16 protein-coding genes and 4 pseudogenes are annotated in these 16,149 nt (G+C 57.2%); 6 read left to right on the top strand and 14 right to left on the bottom strand.

Annotated features, from left to right (window positions below):
- Nucleotides 1–151 (top strand): annotated as a pseudogene (locus tag EOD29_RS37485) (ISNCY family transposase); the annotation flags it as partial.
- 361 nt (nt 152–512) lie between these two features.
- Nucleotides 513–665, top strand: coding sequence for a hypothetical protein (locus EOD29_RS36170; RefSeq protein ID WP_164763872.1), 153 nt, complete (start codon nt 513–515; stop codon nt 663–665).
- Between the two features lie 249 nt (nt 666–914).
- Here EOD29_RS36170 and EOD29_RS37490 read toward each other — a convergent pair.
- A pseudogene (locus EOD29_RS37490) lies at nt 915–1,031 on the bottom strand (cold shock domain-containing protein); the annotation flags it as partial.
- A gap of 372 nt (nt 1,032–1,403) precedes the next feature.
- A complete protein-coding gene (locus tag EOD29_RS30000; RefSeq protein ID WP_127248720.1) occupies nt 1,404–1,796 on the bottom strand; it encodes a hypothetical protein in 393 nt (130 codons plus the stop codon).
- An 84-nt stretch (nt 1,797–1,880) separates the two neighbouring features.
- On the opposite strand from EOD29_RS30000, the gene EOD29_RS30005 reads away from it, so the two are divergent.
- Nucleotides 1,881–2,153 (top strand): hypothetical protein, encoded by a 273-nt coding sequence (locus tag EOD29_RS30005; RefSeq protein ID WP_127248721.1) that lies wholly within the window; start codon nt 1,881–1,883, stop codon nt 2,151–2,153.
- A 391-nt stretch (nt 2,154–2,544) separates the two neighbouring features.
- Here the strand turns inward: EOD29_RS30005 and EOD29_RS30015 are convergent.
- Nucleotides 2,545–2,689, bottom strand: a pseudogene (locus tag EOD29_RS30015) (peptidase S26); the annotation flags it as partial.
- A gap of 546 nt (nt 2,690–3,235) precedes the next feature.
- Here EOD29_RS30015 and EOD29_RS30020 point away from each other — a divergent pair.
- Nucleotides 3,236–4,222, top strand: coding sequence for an ATP-grasp domain-containing protein (locus tag EOD29_RS30020; RefSeq protein WP_127248722.1), 987 nt, complete (start codon nt 3,236–3,238; stop codon nt 4,220–4,222).
- Between the two features lie 236 nt (nt 4,223–4,458).
- Here the strand turns inward: EOD29_RS30020 and EOD29_RS37500 are convergent.
- From EOD29_RS37500 to EOD29_RS30075, 11 genes and pseudogenes are all read right to left on the bottom strand, one after another.
- Nucleotides 4,459–4,698 (bottom strand): annotated as a pseudogene (locus tag EOD29_RS37500) (transposase); the annotation flags it as partial.
- A 737-nt stretch (nt 4,699–5,435) separates the two neighbouring features.
- Nucleotides 5,436–6,065, bottom strand: a complete 630-nt coding sequence (locus tag EOD29_RS30030; protein ID WP_164763873.1) for a LysE family transporter — start codon at nt 6,063–6,065, stop codon at nt 5,436–5,438.
- Nucleotides 6,066–6,168: 103 nt separating this feature from the next.
- Nucleotides 6,169–7,503, bottom strand: a complete 1,335-nt coding sequence (locus EOD29_RS30035; protein ID WP_127248724.1) for a chorismate-binding protein — start codon at nt 7,501–7,503, stop codon at nt 6,169–6,171.
- Nucleotides 7,504–7,554: 51 nt separating this feature from the next.
- Nucleotides 7,555–8,304: an ankyrin repeat domain-containing protein gene (locus EOD29_RS30040; RefSeq protein WP_127248725.1), complete on the bottom strand. Its 750-nt coding sequence runs from the start codon at nt 8,302–8,304 to the stop codon at nt 7,555–7,557.
- A gap of 1 nt (nt 8,305) precedes the next feature.
- Nucleotides 8,306–9,622 (bottom strand): hypothetical protein, encoded by a 1,317-nt coding sequence (locus tag EOD29_RS30045; RefSeq protein WP_127248726.1) that lies wholly within the window; start codon nt 9,620–9,622, stop codon nt 8,306–8,308.
- Between the two features lie 16 nt (nt 9,623–9,638).
- Nucleotides 9,639–10,883, bottom strand: coding sequence for a fatty acid desaturase (locus EOD29_RS30050; protein WP_127248727.1), 1,245 nt, complete (start codon nt 10,881–10,883; stop codon nt 9,639–9,641).
- A gap of 1 nt (nt 10,884) precedes the next feature.
- Complete coding sequence (locus EOD29_RS30055; RefSeq protein ID WP_127248728.1) at nt 10,885–12,228, bottom strand: PLP-dependent transferase; 1,344 nt, start codon at nt 12,226–12,228, stop codon at nt 10,885–10,887.
- Nucleotides 12,229–12,292: 64 nt separating this feature from the next.
- On the bottom strand, nt 12,293–13,102 hold the full coding sequence (locus EOD29_RS30060; protein ID WP_127248729.1) for a hypothetical protein: 810 nt from the start codon (nt 13,100–13,102) through the stop codon (nt 12,293–12,295).
- A gap of 132 nt (nt 13,103–13,234) precedes the next feature.
- On the bottom strand, nt 13,235–13,663 hold the full coding sequence (locus EOD29_RS30065; RefSeq protein ID WP_127248730.1) for a transcriptional repressor: 429 nt from the start codon (nt 13,661–13,663) through the stop codon (nt 13,235–13,237).
- 83 nt (nt 13,664–13,746) lie between these two features.
- Nucleotides 13,747–14,502: an acyl-homoserine-lactone synthase gene (locus EOD29_RS30070; RefSeq protein WP_127248731.1), complete on the bottom strand. Its 756-nt coding sequence runs from the start codon at nt 14,500–14,502 to the stop codon at nt 13,747–13,749.
- A gap of 84 nt (nt 14,503–14,586) precedes the next feature.
- The gene (locus tag EOD29_RS30075; protein ID WP_127248732.1) at nt 14,587–15,306 is read right to left on the bottom strand and encodes a LuxR family transcriptional regulator; all 720 of its coding nucleotides are present in this window, start codon (nt 15,304–15,306) and stop codon (nt 14,587–14,589) included.
- 284 nt (nt 15,307–15,590) lie between these two features.
- On the opposite strand from EOD29_RS30075, the gene EOD29_RS36180 reads away from it, so the two are divergent.
- Both EOD29_RS36180 and EOD29_RS30080 read left to right on the top strand, forming a co-directional pair.
- Nucleotides 15,591–15,761 (top strand): hypothetical protein, encoded by a 171-nt coding sequence (locus EOD29_RS36180; RefSeq protein ID WP_164763874.1) that lies wholly within the window; start codon nt 15,591–15,593, stop codon nt 15,759–15,761.
- An 87-nt stretch (nt 15,762–15,848) separates the two neighbouring features.
- A complete protein-coding gene (locus tag EOD29_RS30080) occupies nt 15,849–16,079 on the top strand; it encodes a hypothetical protein (RefSeq protein ID WP_127248733.1) in 231 nt (76 codons plus the stop codon).
- Nucleotides 16,080–16,149: the final 70 nt, after the last annotated feature.

The raw sequence follows: 16,149 nt of genomic DNA on the forward strand, positions 1-16,149 counted from the left end.
CAATTAAGTGCCAAGCGACACAAGGCTAATCGGTTCCGTCACCGCGTACTCCAGCTGAACATCGACATCATGTGCGCCAACAGCCCGCAGGCCAAGGGCTGCCTCGAACGCGCTAACCTGGCGCTGCCGTCTTGTGAAGAAGCTACGCCTGGCGACATCAGCACAATCGACGCGGCGAACGCCTACGCGGCCGAGTTCGCTATCCCTTCGCCTCCCTCAATCCGCGCCATCGCGTCCGCCGCATCTCGACCGAAGCCGCAATCTTCAGCGGCCTCTCGCGCGAAAGGCCCGAGGAGCGCATGTTCCGGCTTCTTGTTCGCGTCGGGCTTAGCTGCAGTGCGGCCGATCGATGCCCGCACGTTTTTTCGGGAGGCCAAAGGCAGCGCATCGGCCTGGCACGCGCGCGCGCTCATGCTGCAGCCGGATCTGCTTGTCGCCGACGAGCGCCGGCGCTCGACGTATCGATCCAGGCGCAGATCTGCCCTCCTTGCGACAACGCAAAGGAGAGCAAAATGACCAACACCATTAATGTCAACAGCCGCCAGCTATGGCAACGATTTGGAGAGTGGATCTTTCGAGACAATGTCGATGCTTACACCCAGGTCACGCTTTCGCACATGCGATATGCAATTTGTGCATTGCAATATCTGTGGCGATCGATATGATCCTGTTGTCGGCCATCTACTCCTCCCAGATGCGATGCCGACGCTGAATGCGGTGCACCTCCTCCCGCGCTGCATTTCAAATCGAGCCCACTGCCACCTCCTCCCGGCAGTGGGCTTTTTCTTTGTATGAGCGGCAATTTGGCCCTTGGCCAGTGTATGGGCTTCTCGGCGAGTCGAATGCTCCGGACTTCCAGGCCTTTCTTGCCCTGCCCGCAACAAACACTTTCTGTCCCTCCACCAGCACGCTGAGCCTGAGCGGTTCAACGCGGTGGCATGAACGAAAACGTCCTTCTCACCGTTATCGGGTGCAATGAAGCCGAAGCCTTTTTCGGGATAGTACCATTTGACCGTGCCCTGGCTCTTCAGCTGCGCACCCGTATCAGCGGTGGGCTCTCCAGCGCGGCGCGTATCTGGCGGCGTTTTCGCGATCTGATCGCTGATCTCACACTTGCACGACCTGATGACCTCTTGTACTTTCTTCAACCGCCACCTTGAGACGTGTCCTCTCGGAAACAGCGCGGCTTCCGGCAACTTCCAACACGCGGATGCGCAGATGAGCATCCGTGCCGTCCGACAGTTTGACGAAGCCAAAAACCCTATGCTGGCGTTAAACCACAGCAAGCAGTCCACTGTTCTCAGGCGCTGTGCCGGTACGTAGCACCAGCCGATGCTATTCGCCTTTGCGCTTCCGGCGTGATCCAAAAGCCCTCGGCTCACTTGCCGAGGGCTTTTTAGCCTTCAGAATGTTGCAATGATCGTGATTGTGATCTTGCACTTGACCTGACTGAAGCTCGCGGAACAGTTGATGCAGACGTTCGCGCACACCTTACCAACGCCGAGCGGTCCCTCCTTGCAAATATCAAAGCACTTGCTGAACCTAATATTTGGGGCCTTGGCGATCTCGGGAGGAAACTCAATTTGGATCGTTGGTCCGATGGTATTGCGCGCCGGATCGCTCACAACAACCGATGTCCGAGCGAGCGCCTCCGGCAGTTCCATTCCGAGGCTCTTCGCGAGTTCGATCCCATCGTCGCCGACCTTCACCTCCTTTTCCCCCAACCCTTCGGCAAGGTCATGGAGGAACGTAGCGACCTCGATAATTGTGTCAGTTGAGTCGAAGAATTCACCCAACCTAGCCATCCCTGTCTCCTTTCATGAGCGTGTAGTCCCCGCCTCAGCCAGATTGTATGTTACAATTACAGCACCACACGCCCTATGGCTGTCAAATCCAAAACCAAGAAGAAGGCCGCTTCAAAGCCGCGAAAGCTCACGCAGAAGCAAGAGCTCTTTTGCCGGTACTATACGCAGAACCGCGCACTTTTTGGAAACGCCACGCACTCGTACGCAGAAGCCTACGGCTATGACCTCGATAAGCTCTCGCGCGACGACGCGGTGTTCGAGGAGTGGACCGACGAACAGGGCCAACCCGCAGCGGAAACTGATTCAGGCGAGCAGCTACGATCGAGCAGCAAACGTCTGTGCGGTTGAGGGAAAGAGGCTACTCAGAACTCCTCAGATTCAGGACCGGAGCACGGAGCTCCTCAACGAGCTCCTCGAGGACAAGGTAGTCGACAGCGAACTCGCTCGTCTGGGCGAATGTCGGGTCGTGTATCTGCAGCGATACGACTCGCCGGCTTTTTCGCCCGAGCGCTTCCATCCGGCACCGATGTGGGGGCCGTCCTCGCCGCCGGCGTGCACGCGCTAGTCGGGTTTGTTTTCGTCGCTCGCTTAATTTCGAGTTTCAGGATGAGTGTCTGGATGCGTCCCGAATAGCCGGTCTGGTTGCGCGTGAATTCTCCGATCTGTGGCATGTCGTTCCCCCTGTGGCTGATGGTCTGCGGTGATGGGGACGGCACGAAAGGCGCCGCCGGTGGCGCGCTCACCGCGCTGGCGCACGCCATTGAAAGCGGCCGTCGCCTTGCTCGTCGGTCCACAGCGGGACCGCGCGGCCGATGATGCGATCGGTTGAGACTAGGCCGAAGTAGCGAGCGGCCGTCGAGCCTGTCTCGGACCTCGCGGTTCATGAAAAGAACGGCGCCGATGCCCTGCGAAAACAGACGTTTAGGTCTGCTGGTTTGATGTCTGGATTTGACACGGATCTTGACGGTGTTTGCATGTTTCGGCTCGTGCCCGAGATGCAATACCCGGCGCAACGCCGATGCCAAGCCACGTTTGAAATGTATCTGCTCATGCGTGCCTTGCATCGCTATCAGAAGCGAAGGCGGGGTGGTGAGGTCGGACGAACCTCATTTGAGCGGCCAGGTCTTCCATGAGCGCCGCCGTCAATGCTGACTTTATTAGCGCTATTTCGCGATGAAAGATGACGCGTCGGTCGCGGTGCTGTCCGTTGAACGATCCTCTTTATGGACAGCAGCCGTCCCAACGTTTTATGGTTCTGCACGCCTCGGTTTGTTCCATCTCGCGGATCACAACCTGAGCTGCGCGTCGCTTTCGTTGCTACATTAAGTCCAGCCTATCGCGAAACGCGTGGACGAACCGGATTGTCCGAGCCGCAAAGTCACCAAGCATAGTACCAAGTTAAATCTCCAAACCCAAGGATCCCATATCAGATGCGCAATACTATTCTATTCGGAGGTGTTAACCGTGAACACCTCGTGTCAGTCGCAAGCGCCCAAGCCTTGGCCGAGGCGTTGCCGGACGCAGACCTTTGGTTTTGGAATCTTGACGGGCTCGTCCACTTCTTCAACCGGGGAGTTCTCATGAGCCACGAACGCCCATTCGAGGTCGAGCTGCCGATATCGGGTGAATCAATTGGCACAATTGAGGCCGCAATTGACCGTGCTCGCCTGGAGGAACGGGTACTCGTACTCGGTCTACACGGTGGTATGGCGGAAAACGGGCAACTGGCGGCTCTATGTGAAGATCGTAGGGTAAGTTTTACAGGATCCGGATCGGCAGCAAGCCGGCTTGCCTTCGATAAAGTGGCGACCAAAGAAGCTGTCGCTAAAGCTGGCATTTTAACACCGCCCACTCTCTCAGTTGAATCAGCTACGCACGATCTCGTCACCTACGGGAAACTTGTGGCTAAGCCCATAGCCGATGGGTCAAGTTATGGGCTTCTGTTTGTGAAAAGCCTTGAAGAACTGAAAGAATTCGGTGAAGCTGTTCACAACGAAGCTTATCTTTTTGAACCGTTTATTGCAGGTATCGAGGCGACCTGTGGCGTCCTGGAGCATAATGGGAAATTAATAGCACTGCTGCCCGCGGAAATTCGACCTGCTGATGGTGTATTTGACTATGCAGCGAAGTACCTATCTCCCGGAACTAATGAGATCTGCCCAGCCAGCTTTGGCGAGAAGGTGAATTCAACCCTACAGGCTATGGCATTGAAAGCCCATTCAACCATAGGTGCTCGCGGGTACTCGAGAAGCGACTTCATCGTCACGGCAGATCAACTGTTTTTCCTCGAGATCAACAGTTTGCCTGGTCTGACGAAGGCCTCCCTCTTCCCCAAAGAATTGGCCGCTCAAGGAATAGCATTCGCTGAGTTTATTCAGGGCCAAATTGAGTTGGCGGTAGCCCGTTTCGATAATTAGACATCCTAACATGGTGCAAGTCGCATCTGCCGTAATAATTTAATTTGTGAAAGAGTATGGCGGTGATTCGCTACACGTTTGAACACTACGGTGATCCCGACAGGATTTGAATAACCTTTGGGCTAAAGATTACAATTTGGTAGTGAGGAGTTCGATTCTCTTCGGGTGTGCCTTTCTTTTCAAATGCTTAGTCTGCCGCCGCAAACCTGAACTGGGGAGAGCGGCTGTCTTGGATGTCAAGCTGTTTGCCATGGTTTTTGGTCCCGGACGATGGCGTTGAGAATGGTAAGGAGCTTTCGCATCGTGGCGACGACGGCAACGATGTTAGGCTTGCCGGCCTCGACAAGACGATCGCGGAAGGCCTTGAGCACGGGATTGTGCCTGATGGCGACGAGGGCGGCCATGAAGGGGACGGCGCGCACGCGGCTCCTGCCGCCGCCGATGACGCTCTTGCCGCGCCATTTGCCGGACTGCCTCGTCCATGGCGCAGGCGAGCGCGGCGAATCTGGGGGCGGTCGAGGCTGCCAGGCTCCGGCATTTCGGCAATCGCTAGCGGGGCGACAATTTGACCGACACCCGGCACGGAGAAGAGCAGCTTTTCATTGACGCCAGACTGGAGACTTGCGGATATGATCGTCCATGTCTCCATTGAGGCTTGCCAGTTCACAGCGGATCGCGGTGAGCAGCCGTTGGATGCTCTTTTGCACGTGTCTTGGCCGTGGTGGTGCGGGCACGGTTCTCCTCGGCCACGATCATCTGCAGATCTGCCGCCGGCGGGCGACGAGTTCGGCCAGGGCCAGTTCTCTTTCCTGCGCTGTTGGCCGATTCATTGACATTGGTCAGCTTTGGGAACTGCCCGGAATGCAAGAGGCGCGCCGGTGGCGGAAAGCCTGTTCGGCCGATGAGCCGGCGCTTCTTCGAGACCTATGTCGAGCAGCAGCTCGCGCCGACGTTCAGAAGGGACGACGTCATCGTCCTCGGCAACCTCGCCGCCGACAAGAGCCCGGGGCGCAACAGGCCGCCAAGGCAGCAGGCGCATGTATATTGTTGCTGCCGACACGCTTGTACGTCGGTGCTCAAGCTTTTTTCAATTCAATCCGCTAGGCATAAGGTGCCGCCGGGCTTAAAACGTTCGACCGGCAATGCAGGAGTAAGCCGAAGCCGACGTTCGCGGCCAATCGCCGGCGCATCGGCTTGCGTCTCGGCGCCGTTTTCAACCTAGCGAGGCAGAAGCGGCCAGCCTGACACCGAGCGCCGCTAGGATTGCTCCGGTGATCCGGTTGATCAGGCCGCAATGCCTCAGATACGGGGCGCGAAAGGCGTTGGTCGAAAAAGTCGTTGCAAGCACTCCGTGCCAGGCTATCGACATCAGGAAGAGCAACGAAATCATAATGGCCAGTGCAACAACTGGCACCTCTTTGGTCAGAAAGGCCGCGAAGATACTTCCGAAATAGGCCGCGGATTTCGGATTTGTCAGATTGGCAACCAGACCGCGGCGGAAGTAATTCCTGTGGGATGATCCGTTGCCTTTGCCGAGCGCACCGGGCTTCAGCGCATCCGCCTTCCAGAGCCTTACCCCAAGATAAATCAGGTATCCGCCGCCCGCGATTTTGAGCGCCAGGCCCAATGCCGGCAGCGCCTCCAAAATCACCGACACGCCAACCATCGCTCCCACCATCCACACCAAGCTTCCGATTGCAATTCCCAAAGCAGCGCGCATGGCATTGCTTCGCCCGCTCGACAGCGCTGTTGTCAGGAGCAGTACTGAGTTTGGACCCGGGCTTACCATCACAGCAAAATGGATAGGCAGGATGGCGAGAATCAGGTCGACACAAATCTTCATGGGACGAACTATTCCTCGCAACAAACAATCGTGAACCGATAGGATCATCGGAGAAACAAGAGATCCCCGGGGGCGACCCTCGCGCAGGTCCGACCAGACGCGTTCAGGCTCGGTTCTCACCCTGGCAGCATTGGAAAACTGCTTCCATGAGACCCGATATCTTGTCTTCGGTTTCGGTCAGTTCACTCGCCGCATTGGATTCGCGCAACACGCCCATGCCGACCTTAGCATGGATGGTGTCGCCCTGAACCAATGCGTTGCGCAGATTCAGGAAGCTACCCGCATAGCCCTCTTCCCAATGGCCGACGATACCCCCGTAAAAGCGATGTGGGCTCTTGTCGGAATCCGACAGAGATAACAGCTCGGCAGGCTTCGCCCCCATTATTGGGAAGAGCGTGGGGATGATGTCTAAGATCGTGATCTGCGGGCGCAGTGATCCAACCACCAGACTATGCAGATGACAGACATGGCGAAGCCGTTTGATCTGCATGGGCTTGATAAGTGTCATGCCCTCGGCCTCGCAGAAAGGGGCGTAGCGCGCCGACCGGCTCTCAATAGTCGCCAAATGCTCTTTTTGCTGTTTGGGATTTTCGATGAGCTCGCGCCTTTCAAAGGCCTCCCCCTGTCCCGCCTTGCATGTCGAGGCCACAACGTCGACGTGAAGATCGCCTCCGACGATTTCGAAGGTGTTTTCTGGGCTGCATCCGAATGAGAAGGTTGTCTCATCAAGGCAATAAAAGTGGCTGCACGCATATTCGCCGTTGTTTCGAGCATGCTGCCGATAGATATCGAAACGATCGACGTTGCAAGGAATGGCCCTGCAGAACGATCGCATCATCGTCATTTTGCCATCAGGGTGGTCCTGCAGCGCGAGGATGCCAGCTTCCAAGCGCGCCAGAAATGCCGCATCGCTTTCGGCGCGCTCCCAGCCATCCGAGACTTCCGCAAAGGACAATGGCGCGGGTGGGATGGGAGTGCCAAGCGGTACGATGATATCGTCCACCAGTTCCGAGAGCATTTGCCGCGCCTCGCGCACGCCGGAACTATCCTGCGCATAGCTGACCTCCCCGTGTGGCGTCGCTGCGGAAAATCGAAATTCGAGCCGGGGCTGCTCGAAAACCGCAGAGGGTAAGCGCGCGTCGCGAAAGGCTCTTTTGAAATCAGGGCTGACGAGAAAGAAACAAGGGGCGTCTGCATCCACACTGGCGTTCAAGACATCGAACAGCCCCGTATCCTGGCCGTCCTTGGTAGTATGTCTAAACTGCGATTGCGCCGCCGAAGGCAGGGAAACCCGCCGTCCCCCGCCAACCCCAACCTTGACAATCCCCCGGTTCTTGTTGTGGACCAGATAGCTTCCCGGCGACGAGACGAAGCCCGAACGCCAAAAGAACTGGCAAGCCAATTCGAAATAGGCCTCATGCGCCGACAAATTGCCCATTCTTCATACTCCCGAGTATCTGGGCCTTGTTATCATCAGGCTCAATGAACTTTAGGCCCTGCGCAGAGGCGCAGGCATGGCCGCGGGCGGCGTTGCGCTCGAGGATGTTGGCTGTAGCCTCGCCCCTTGTGAGGCAGAAAGCGCCGTGCGCCCGAAGCTGTCCACGGCATCGCGTCTGGCTCCGAGTTCGAGAAGTCGGGAAACAACGTCCGCTTTGTCGCTTTGGGCAGCGACGATAAGTGGAGTCCAGCCAAGAAGCGCTCGGGCTTCGAGGCTGGCGCCTAGCTTCGCAAGGGCATCAATGACTTCAAGATTGCCATTGGCGCTTGCCGAGATGAGCGGCGTCCAACCTAGATCGTTCCGGTGCTCGAGATCGGAGCCATGCGCAATCAGCAACTCCACAAGCGCAGCAGAGCCGGTTTCAGCAGCTGCGCACAGCGCTGTGGTGCCGAAATCGTCGGCGGCGTGAACGTCTGCGCCGGCCTCGAGCAAAAATGTCACCATCTGGGCCGAGCCCTCATATCCGGCGACGATGAGCGGCGTGCGCCACAATGCCGGGTCGCGCGCTTCGAGATTTGCACCATGATGCACGAGCCGTTTGCTCGCGGCCAACGCATCGCGCTGTACGGCGAAGAGCAACGCCCTGTTCAGTCTCTCCGCCGGCGCTGGACATGCGTCTTCAATGGCCGAAATGGCTGCGCTTAGAGCCATGTCGGTGCTGGAATCAATCGCCCTGAAAAGATGTTTCTCATCGTTTGAAAGACGGTTGGCTGCGCAAAAGTCGGAAGCGACTTTAGTCATGTCACTCTCCCATTAGGTCGCCGACCTGTCTACGAGTCAACGCTAGCGCATATTCTTCCCCAAGCACACCTTCCTCGGCCAAACGCCGGGCGGCGAACCGGCGCGCATTTTCCTCGACATCGGCCGGGTTCTCGCCGGGTGCCATCTCGATCAGCAGTTTGCGGCCGCGACGGACATGGGTCAGCTCATCGGCATGGACAAAGTCAAAGGCCTTCCCGATGAGGTGGTCGTCCCGCGCATAGGCTTGCTGCGCCAGGACATTCAGACGGCTCACGATATTTAGCTCGCCAAATATATTGAGCTGCGCAAAAGCCAGAATCGGGGGCATCGCAGCTCGCACATTTATGCCGATGATGGAGCATGGAAGCTCGAAGGGATCGTAGCCGAGATTAGCCAGCATTGCGTGACCGGCCTCGACATGCCGCGCCTCGTCTTCAACGAAACGCGCGAGTTGTTCTACCAGCTCGAACGGAGCGTCATCGAGGTCGAACAAGACGTTTGCGAATGTTTCGATGGCATCGATCTCGTCGCGCTGTACCCGAGCCAATTCCAGACGATCTGCGCCGTATTGATCATCCGGAACCTTCTGCAGCCCGTCTGATGTCGAATACAGGCGAGACTGATGGAATAGGGCAAACCGGCCATCGCGGGAGCATTCGTATGTCCGCTGATAGGGCCCTCGGCTGTTCTGCCTCAACACCGGCGATGGTTTGCAGTCCAAGGCCCGGGTCTTTAACACCGCAGCGATATGCGTCTCAAAGAGATGGCTTTCAGACTCAATAGCGACATAGGCCGCTCGAGCCGTTTCAAGCCAGTCGGCAACCTCTTCGAGATCGGGAGTAAAACGCCGCATGATCGCCACGCTCGGGCGGTCCAGAAGGCGGCTGGTTCTCTGGGCATACTGTGTCTGGCGTTCGACAAGATCGGCCACCAGGACGCTGTAGCCGAAAACAAACTCGGCAGCGGAATCAGAATACAGCAACTCGTTGCTGACAACCGAGATTGTATGTGGGATTTCGCGCAGCTTCGAGTCGCGCACCCGTAGTTCGATCAGCCTCCGGCGCGTTGCACCCGCGATCTCGGCATGCAGATAGAGGCTGTGCGCCAAAAATACTTTGGTCTCGATCTCCGGGATGCGGATGATCGTACCCGCGATCACACGCATCAATCCCCAGTGGCTGAAGAACAGATACTTAAGCGCTTCCACCGCCTGATCGAAGGTGAGCGCGGAATCGAGATCGACGGATAATGGAGGTAATTTAGGCAGGGGTGCGGTGTAATCCGCCGCCCGTGACTTTGTGGTCTTTGGAACGTTCATTCTGAAAAATCCCCTCTCAGAAACGGCGCTCACATGCACCAAGCAGGGTCAGGTGATGCGGAACAAAGTTGCGAGGAAGCTGCGACCAGGTGGCGAAGAACGCGCCGAGGGCGGCCGAGTTGCCATAGATGTCGCGATAATCCGAGGCACCCCTGTCGATCTCATGCTGGCGCAGATAATGCTCGACCGGCCATTCCATGATCCGCGCATGGCGGTGGTGAAAATCGTGCGCCGGCATGACGGACACGCACACGAAACCACGTTCCAGCATCGGCCCCAACATCGCGGCAGACCAGTATCCCCAAGCAAGAAGAGCTTCGCCCCAGCTCAGGTCGCGGCGCGGTGCGGCAACTAGAAAGAACCTGCCATGTGAAATGCGACGAACGAAATCACGCGGAGCTTCATTGCTGGCCCGCCGCGACAACCAAAGATGTTCGGCCGGAACCTGCAGCCCTATGCTGATCGCGAGAAGCGGGCCGACCGGCACGAACCAGGCCAGGAACCAGACGTTCAAATCGCCGAGCCAAACAACCAGCCCAAGTATCACGCCATGCATGGACCACGCCATAAGGCGCCGCGTCGTCGACCCGGTAATGAAATTCGATCGCAACCTATCCCAGAGAAACAGCAGATGGTAGCGGGGGGAAATTAGCGACAGCAGCAAGCGTTTTTTGTACCAGCTGATCTCCCGGCCCGTTTCGAATCCCATCATGAACAGAAGGCCCATATCGGGATCGTCCGCTGTGCCTATTCCCTCCATCCCGTGGTGTTTCATCGTGTGGCCATGCGCATACTCGTCCATATTCGAGGCCAGAACGAACGCTGTCAGCACTTCGCCGACCCAGTTGTCCAAACGTTTGTTCCCCGTAACGCACGCATGGGCCGCATAGTGCGAGATGAGCTTGAGCGAACTCGCACCGTTGACCGTCAGAATCCAGGCAAACGGCAGCGCCAGAAGCCAGACGCCCCCCATCAAAAGGAACGTCACGGCAAGCCCGATACCAGCCGCAAACTTGGCAAGGTCGATCGTCAGCCGCCCAACCGGCGGAACCGTGAACACGGGGCTCTGCCCCCGGAGGGGCTTTCCGCTTACTGCCGTGATCAACGGCTGAAGCCAGTTTGGAAACCTGTCGAAGGTTTCCCGCGGCGACCGCGATGTGTCGAGGAAATAGGGCAATTCTCCCTGCATGGTTTGCGACGCCGCACCTTGCTCATCAAGACGTGTCCCTGCGGTCGAAGTGGTCTCTTCGGTCAGTGCCATGTTAGTTTCTCCAAAACTCTGCGAGTTCCAGCGCCGGCTGTCGGCCAGCTAGGATCTCCTTCGCGGCGTCAGCCAAGCATTTGGCGCTAGCTTTAACCGCCTCAGTGTCTTCTAGTCCGAGGGATATCCGGAAATACGAGGGCGCATCAGCGCGGTTCAGCCGCGTCGTCTCGTAAACACGCGCGCTGGACTTCAGCCAGCCAAATCCTGCCCGGACATCGGGCACAACCGCATCGCCATGGGCGCGCGCCTTCTGCCGCCACCGCGTCAGTAGCTGTTTGTAATCCGACCCCTCGAAGTCTCCGAAAACGAGGTATATGAGCGAACCGACCCCTTTTGCGAAGACCTTGGCATTGCCCTCGTCGGCGAAACTGTCGAGCACTGTAAGCTTAAGCTCAGTTATGCCGGAACGAGACAGCTCCGTCGCAAACGTCCTGACGTTTCGGCTGTGTGTCGCCATTCTCGGCGGCAGCAATCGGATGAGCGAAGCGTCGAGGTATGAGAGGGCCCGGGCCTGTAGGGATTGCCCAGTGTCGCGCGCATAGTGGCGTGACGATGCGATAAGATCCCCTGCGCCGTAAATGACACCGCACATCGCATCGTTTGTGATGTATTTTGTGCCGCTTTCCACTACGAGAAGACGGTCTGGAAAGTCGAGCAGATCGAACCATTGCGTAAGCGCACTCTGCACCGAATTGTCGAGAATGAAGATCGGCGCCGACGGGCTCGCTGACCACGCCGCGATATCGCGCACCGGATCGACGCTCGGCATATTGGCTATCGTTTCTAGAAGAACGACCTCAGGGCGGAAGCCCCCGAGCGCATCTCGCAAGACGTTCGGCTGCGCCACGTCGACCGCGTGAATCTCGACCCCAAGCGGCAGGAGATGCCGCTCGATCAGGCCCGAGGTCTCGAAGTACCGAGACTTGCCGACAAGCAGGCGCGTGCCAGTCCTCACCTTGCAGGCGCCTAGCGCAACGGCAATCGCCGACATGCCGCAATTCACGAGAATACTCTGCTCCGAGCCATAGACCTCGGCCAGGACACGCTCCAACTGAAGGCGCCGGCCGTTTTCGAACGTGTCCCAATATGTAAGATTTGTGATTCCAGCATCGGTCTGGGTTGCCAGAGTCCAAAACGCGTCCATGTCCTCGACAGGCTCGGCGATATTCACGGCGTTGTTAAGCTCGGTTGCGCGCTGGAGGATCGCCGCATGCAACCGATTCACCTGCCACTGCCATTGGTTGAGCGAGCGGACGGGGCCGCTTTCGACGATGTCCAGACCATAGACGCGCAGCGCTTCAGTCAGATAGTCGGAGGGCCTGTCCGGCGTTTGTTTTAGCATTCGGGAAACTCCTAAATCTCGCCAGGTCGCGGCGACTTCTTGGCTAAGCGAATGTTGCGCGTCATCAGCGATTGACCTCAGCAACCAAAAGGTGATGGCTGAGGAGGATGCCTGGCATCGAATCGCGTCGGTCGGTGAAAATCACGCGGCCGCACCCGTTGAGCATCTTGCTCCATTCATCGGCTGAGCGATGCGAGGCAGGGCAAGGTAAAGGCGTTTTGTTCAGCCCGTAGTTGAAGAAATCGTCAACCAGAATGTGCAGGTCGTTCGACAGGTCGGGCTCGACGCAATTCTCGACGATGATCACCCGCTTAGATGCGAGCTTCAGGGCGAGTTGCAGAAGCCCTTCCGAATCCGCTTCGTGGTGAAGAGCAGTGATCAACAGCACCGAATCGTAGCTGTTTGGCACTGCCTGCTTTGTGAGCGTCTCATGATCCAGCCAAGTCACGCTGTCTTCGGTCAACTGGTAGCTGTCGCGAACGTCATCGCGTTCGGTTACGGTGGTGAGCACACCCATCTCCGAAAGGATACCCCCCAGTTTGCCGCTGCCGCATAGCAGATCGATCGTCGTGCCGCGGATATGCGGCAATAACCAGTGTGCCATCGCCGCCGACCGGCAATGATAAAAGACCCCGTTCCAGCGGTCGCGCACACCACGGCCGGCCAGAAAATCGTAAATATCTCGATAGGCGCCTGGCCCCTTCTCAATAAGCATAGCCTCAAGTCGGCCGGATACTTCAACTGCCTCGCGCTGCGCATATCCAAGATCAAAATACAGGGTACGTGACACTCGATTGGCGAACTGTCGATAAACCTCGTTTGAAAAGCACATCGGTTCTGTCGCGAAGCCTTTTTGCTGATGAGCGATGTTCATGTGCAGTCAAACTCCTGATTTTCTGACGCCAAGGGGCGTGAATGGAACATTGCGATAGGACGCAGTTTTCTTATCGTACGGCAGATTTCCGGTTAAGTTGTTACTATATGGCGCCCGCAGGGAAGGCTCCGGTCAGTAAGGATGTCTTCGTCGGTGAATGATCAGGTCCAAAGCACCTGCATCGCCCAATAGTTCGGCAAGATGTCTGATGATGGCATCGGAAAAATCATCGGGAACGTCCACAAGCTCGCCCGAGTGCTCGTCGTAGATGTGTGCATGCGTGGCGGTGTTCGTGTCGTAGTAGGCTTGGGAGGAAAACTGCGGAAGCTGCCTGAGATCTCCTCTTTTCGTGAGGCGCAATAGCGTGTCGTTTACAGCCTCAAGCGATATGTTCGCGCGATCGGATTCCAATCTCCCGTGTATGTCGTTCGCGGTGAAGTGGCAGGCGCCACCCGCAAATACGGCTTCGGCAATCCGCTCATGAGAGTTTGGGTAATGAAATGCACAGTTGTCTTGGCAGGCGCGTTGTGTGCAGTTCTGGCATTGGGCGCTATTTGCCATAGGTCGCTCCTTTGTCTTGAATGCTAGCGTATGTCGAAGCTCGAAAGTTCACCGTCCGTCTGGATGACTGAGAGGTATACTCACTAAGATTCTCTCGCGTTTGCCGACAATGCAGATGCAAAGGAGTGCGGGGGTCGCTTTGGCACTTCGAAATTTGCATCCGCCGGCAGCGAGCGAATGAATCTTGGATAGCTGTCGAAATTCACACTGTCGGCGACAAACGGTCTCTGCTCACCGCGACGAACAAGCAGTGAATGGTCAATACCCAGCAGACGGCGGACGCTCACCAATGCTTCCTGTGTGACATCAGTGTAGGCGACGATACACCATTCGCCGCCGACTTCCTTTGCGAGTCCGCACGGCCGGACCTTCCATCTCAAGCGGCCATGATGGGCCATGAAGTACGTTTTCTGGATACCTCCGACCGCTGACAAACCTTCATCCAGCGCATACTCCATGACGGCATAGGAAAGTTGAGTAATAGTTCCCCTAATTCCGCGGTCAGCGACATCTCCTTTGACGAAGGTTCGCGTCCATTCCGCATAGTCCGGACGCCTAGGTACGCCGGTTAGTTCGCACATATCAGGGAAAACTTCGGATACCAGATGTGGATCGCTGGTTGGGATAAGCCTGGCGGATGTAACGACCTGTTCGTCCTGCATGCCAAGAATGTACGTTGCGACGTCCGTATCGAATTGATCAACCTCACGGCCATCGATGCTTTCCGGGCGCCACTGCTTCTGCCGCACAAAGGCGTCATGACGCCGACGAAGGAATTCGTCGAATTCCCTCTCATAGAGCAGCCTATTGCGTGACGTGACTACATGTGCATGGATCATGCATCAGCTCCTCTGGTTGGTTGGAGCTGAGCTTCGCAACGTTCTCATCCGTTGTCAGGTATCAGGGTTGATACCTTGACAAATTCACGGATGTATAGCCCGCAGCCTAATTGCTTCGACAACTGCTTGGATTGTGGTCGAAACGCCTAGCGCCTCGCGGGCCGCTTTTTCATGTTTGCGAACCGTCGCTTCGCTTATCCCAAGGATGACTGATACATCCCAGGCAGACTTGCCCTCTGCGGCCCAAAGTAGCACTTCCTTTTGACGCTCCGTCAGCGGGTCCACCTCCCTCTCGCCATATATAAAGGCTTCGATAGACATCCCAGCGTAAATGGCCATCGTGACCAGAAGAGACTTTTCATGTTCCGACATGTTGCAGCGTAGCTGCCCGGAAGCGAATGACAGGACAGACTGCCAATGTTTGAACGCATGCATCGGGACCGCAAATCCGCTGCGGATTCCAAACTCGGTCGCTTCGTCGTGAACAAGCTTGCTCTCAGGAGTGCCTGTCCAGCATTCCGGAATTTCATCCCAATTGAAGGGAAAGCGTGACTTGGCTGAGTAGATGCAGACAGCATCCGACCTTGAATGCTCTTTCTCACAATATCGCTCGAACCAGCCTTGGGGCCAGCCCATCAATTCAACCATCGGAGCGAGTTTCTGACCTCCCACGGGCACACCTGAGAAAATGAGATGCTCAAATCCGAGTGGTCTTGAGCTGGTAAGTATGTCCTTCAAGAGGTCCGTTGAGCAACGATGACTGCCGCATCTTTCAATGAAGCCAAAAGCAGCTGCTCCAATCACGACACTCGCCTCCTGCCACAACTTCTATTCATTGCTCGCCAATCATCATGAGCGGGGGCAATGGGCTTCCATATCGGTCCGCCGCCCCTCTATGCGCGATACAGCGCTTCGGTCGTCAGGGCGCACCCTGAATCGCGCCGCCCGCCGTCCGGTCGACCATGAGATGCGACAAGATCGAGGTTCAAAAAGTAATCCTCGGTGGCTCATTGACGGAAATCCAAAATCTGCCCCACAGTTTGCCACTAAATCCTGTGGCGTAGCAAACATTTGCGCGGCAAGTGCTGATGGCTGGCAGTGCTGCGATAAACAGGGTCTCCGCGCTCCCCGCCATCGGTCACACCTCATCCTGCCTGTTTGGCATGGTAAACTGGCTGCTGAACGAGATCACCGCCGAGCAGCTGGGCGCTGGGACCACTCTCGAGGTTTACATCGCCGTTCCGCCGGCGCTGGAGTGAAACGGGCTTCCGGCTCACGCCCGCCGGCCTCGAGGCAGAGCTCGTCGAGATGATCCGACCGCCTTGGAACAAGACGCGGGTAGAGGCATGATGAAGCGTTGGCAGCGTGTCTCCATGGACGCGAGCGCCGGGATCACGATCATTCGCATCGCGCGCGGCCGCAAGGGCGACGCCATGGCTACCGTGGAATCCTTGGAGTGGTTTGAGCCGGACGGTCACAGATACACCGGCTACGCCGCGGCTCAGGGAACGGGGCGGCGTCGGTCCGTAGAGGTGCTCGCCGACTTCAAAAAAGATGCGGGCAGTCGTTGCGCTTGAGAGCGACGACATTTGGGAGTCCGGCATGGGGTGACCTGCTGCCAATCGGCTGTCACTTGGCAGTTAATTA

It is taken from the genome of Mesorhizobium sp. M1A.T.Ca.IN.004.03.1.1 (genome assembly GCF_003997555.1).
Classification (GTDB): domain Bacteria; phylum Pseudomonadota; class Alphaproteobacteria; order Rhizobiales; family Rhizobiaceae; genus Mesorhizobium.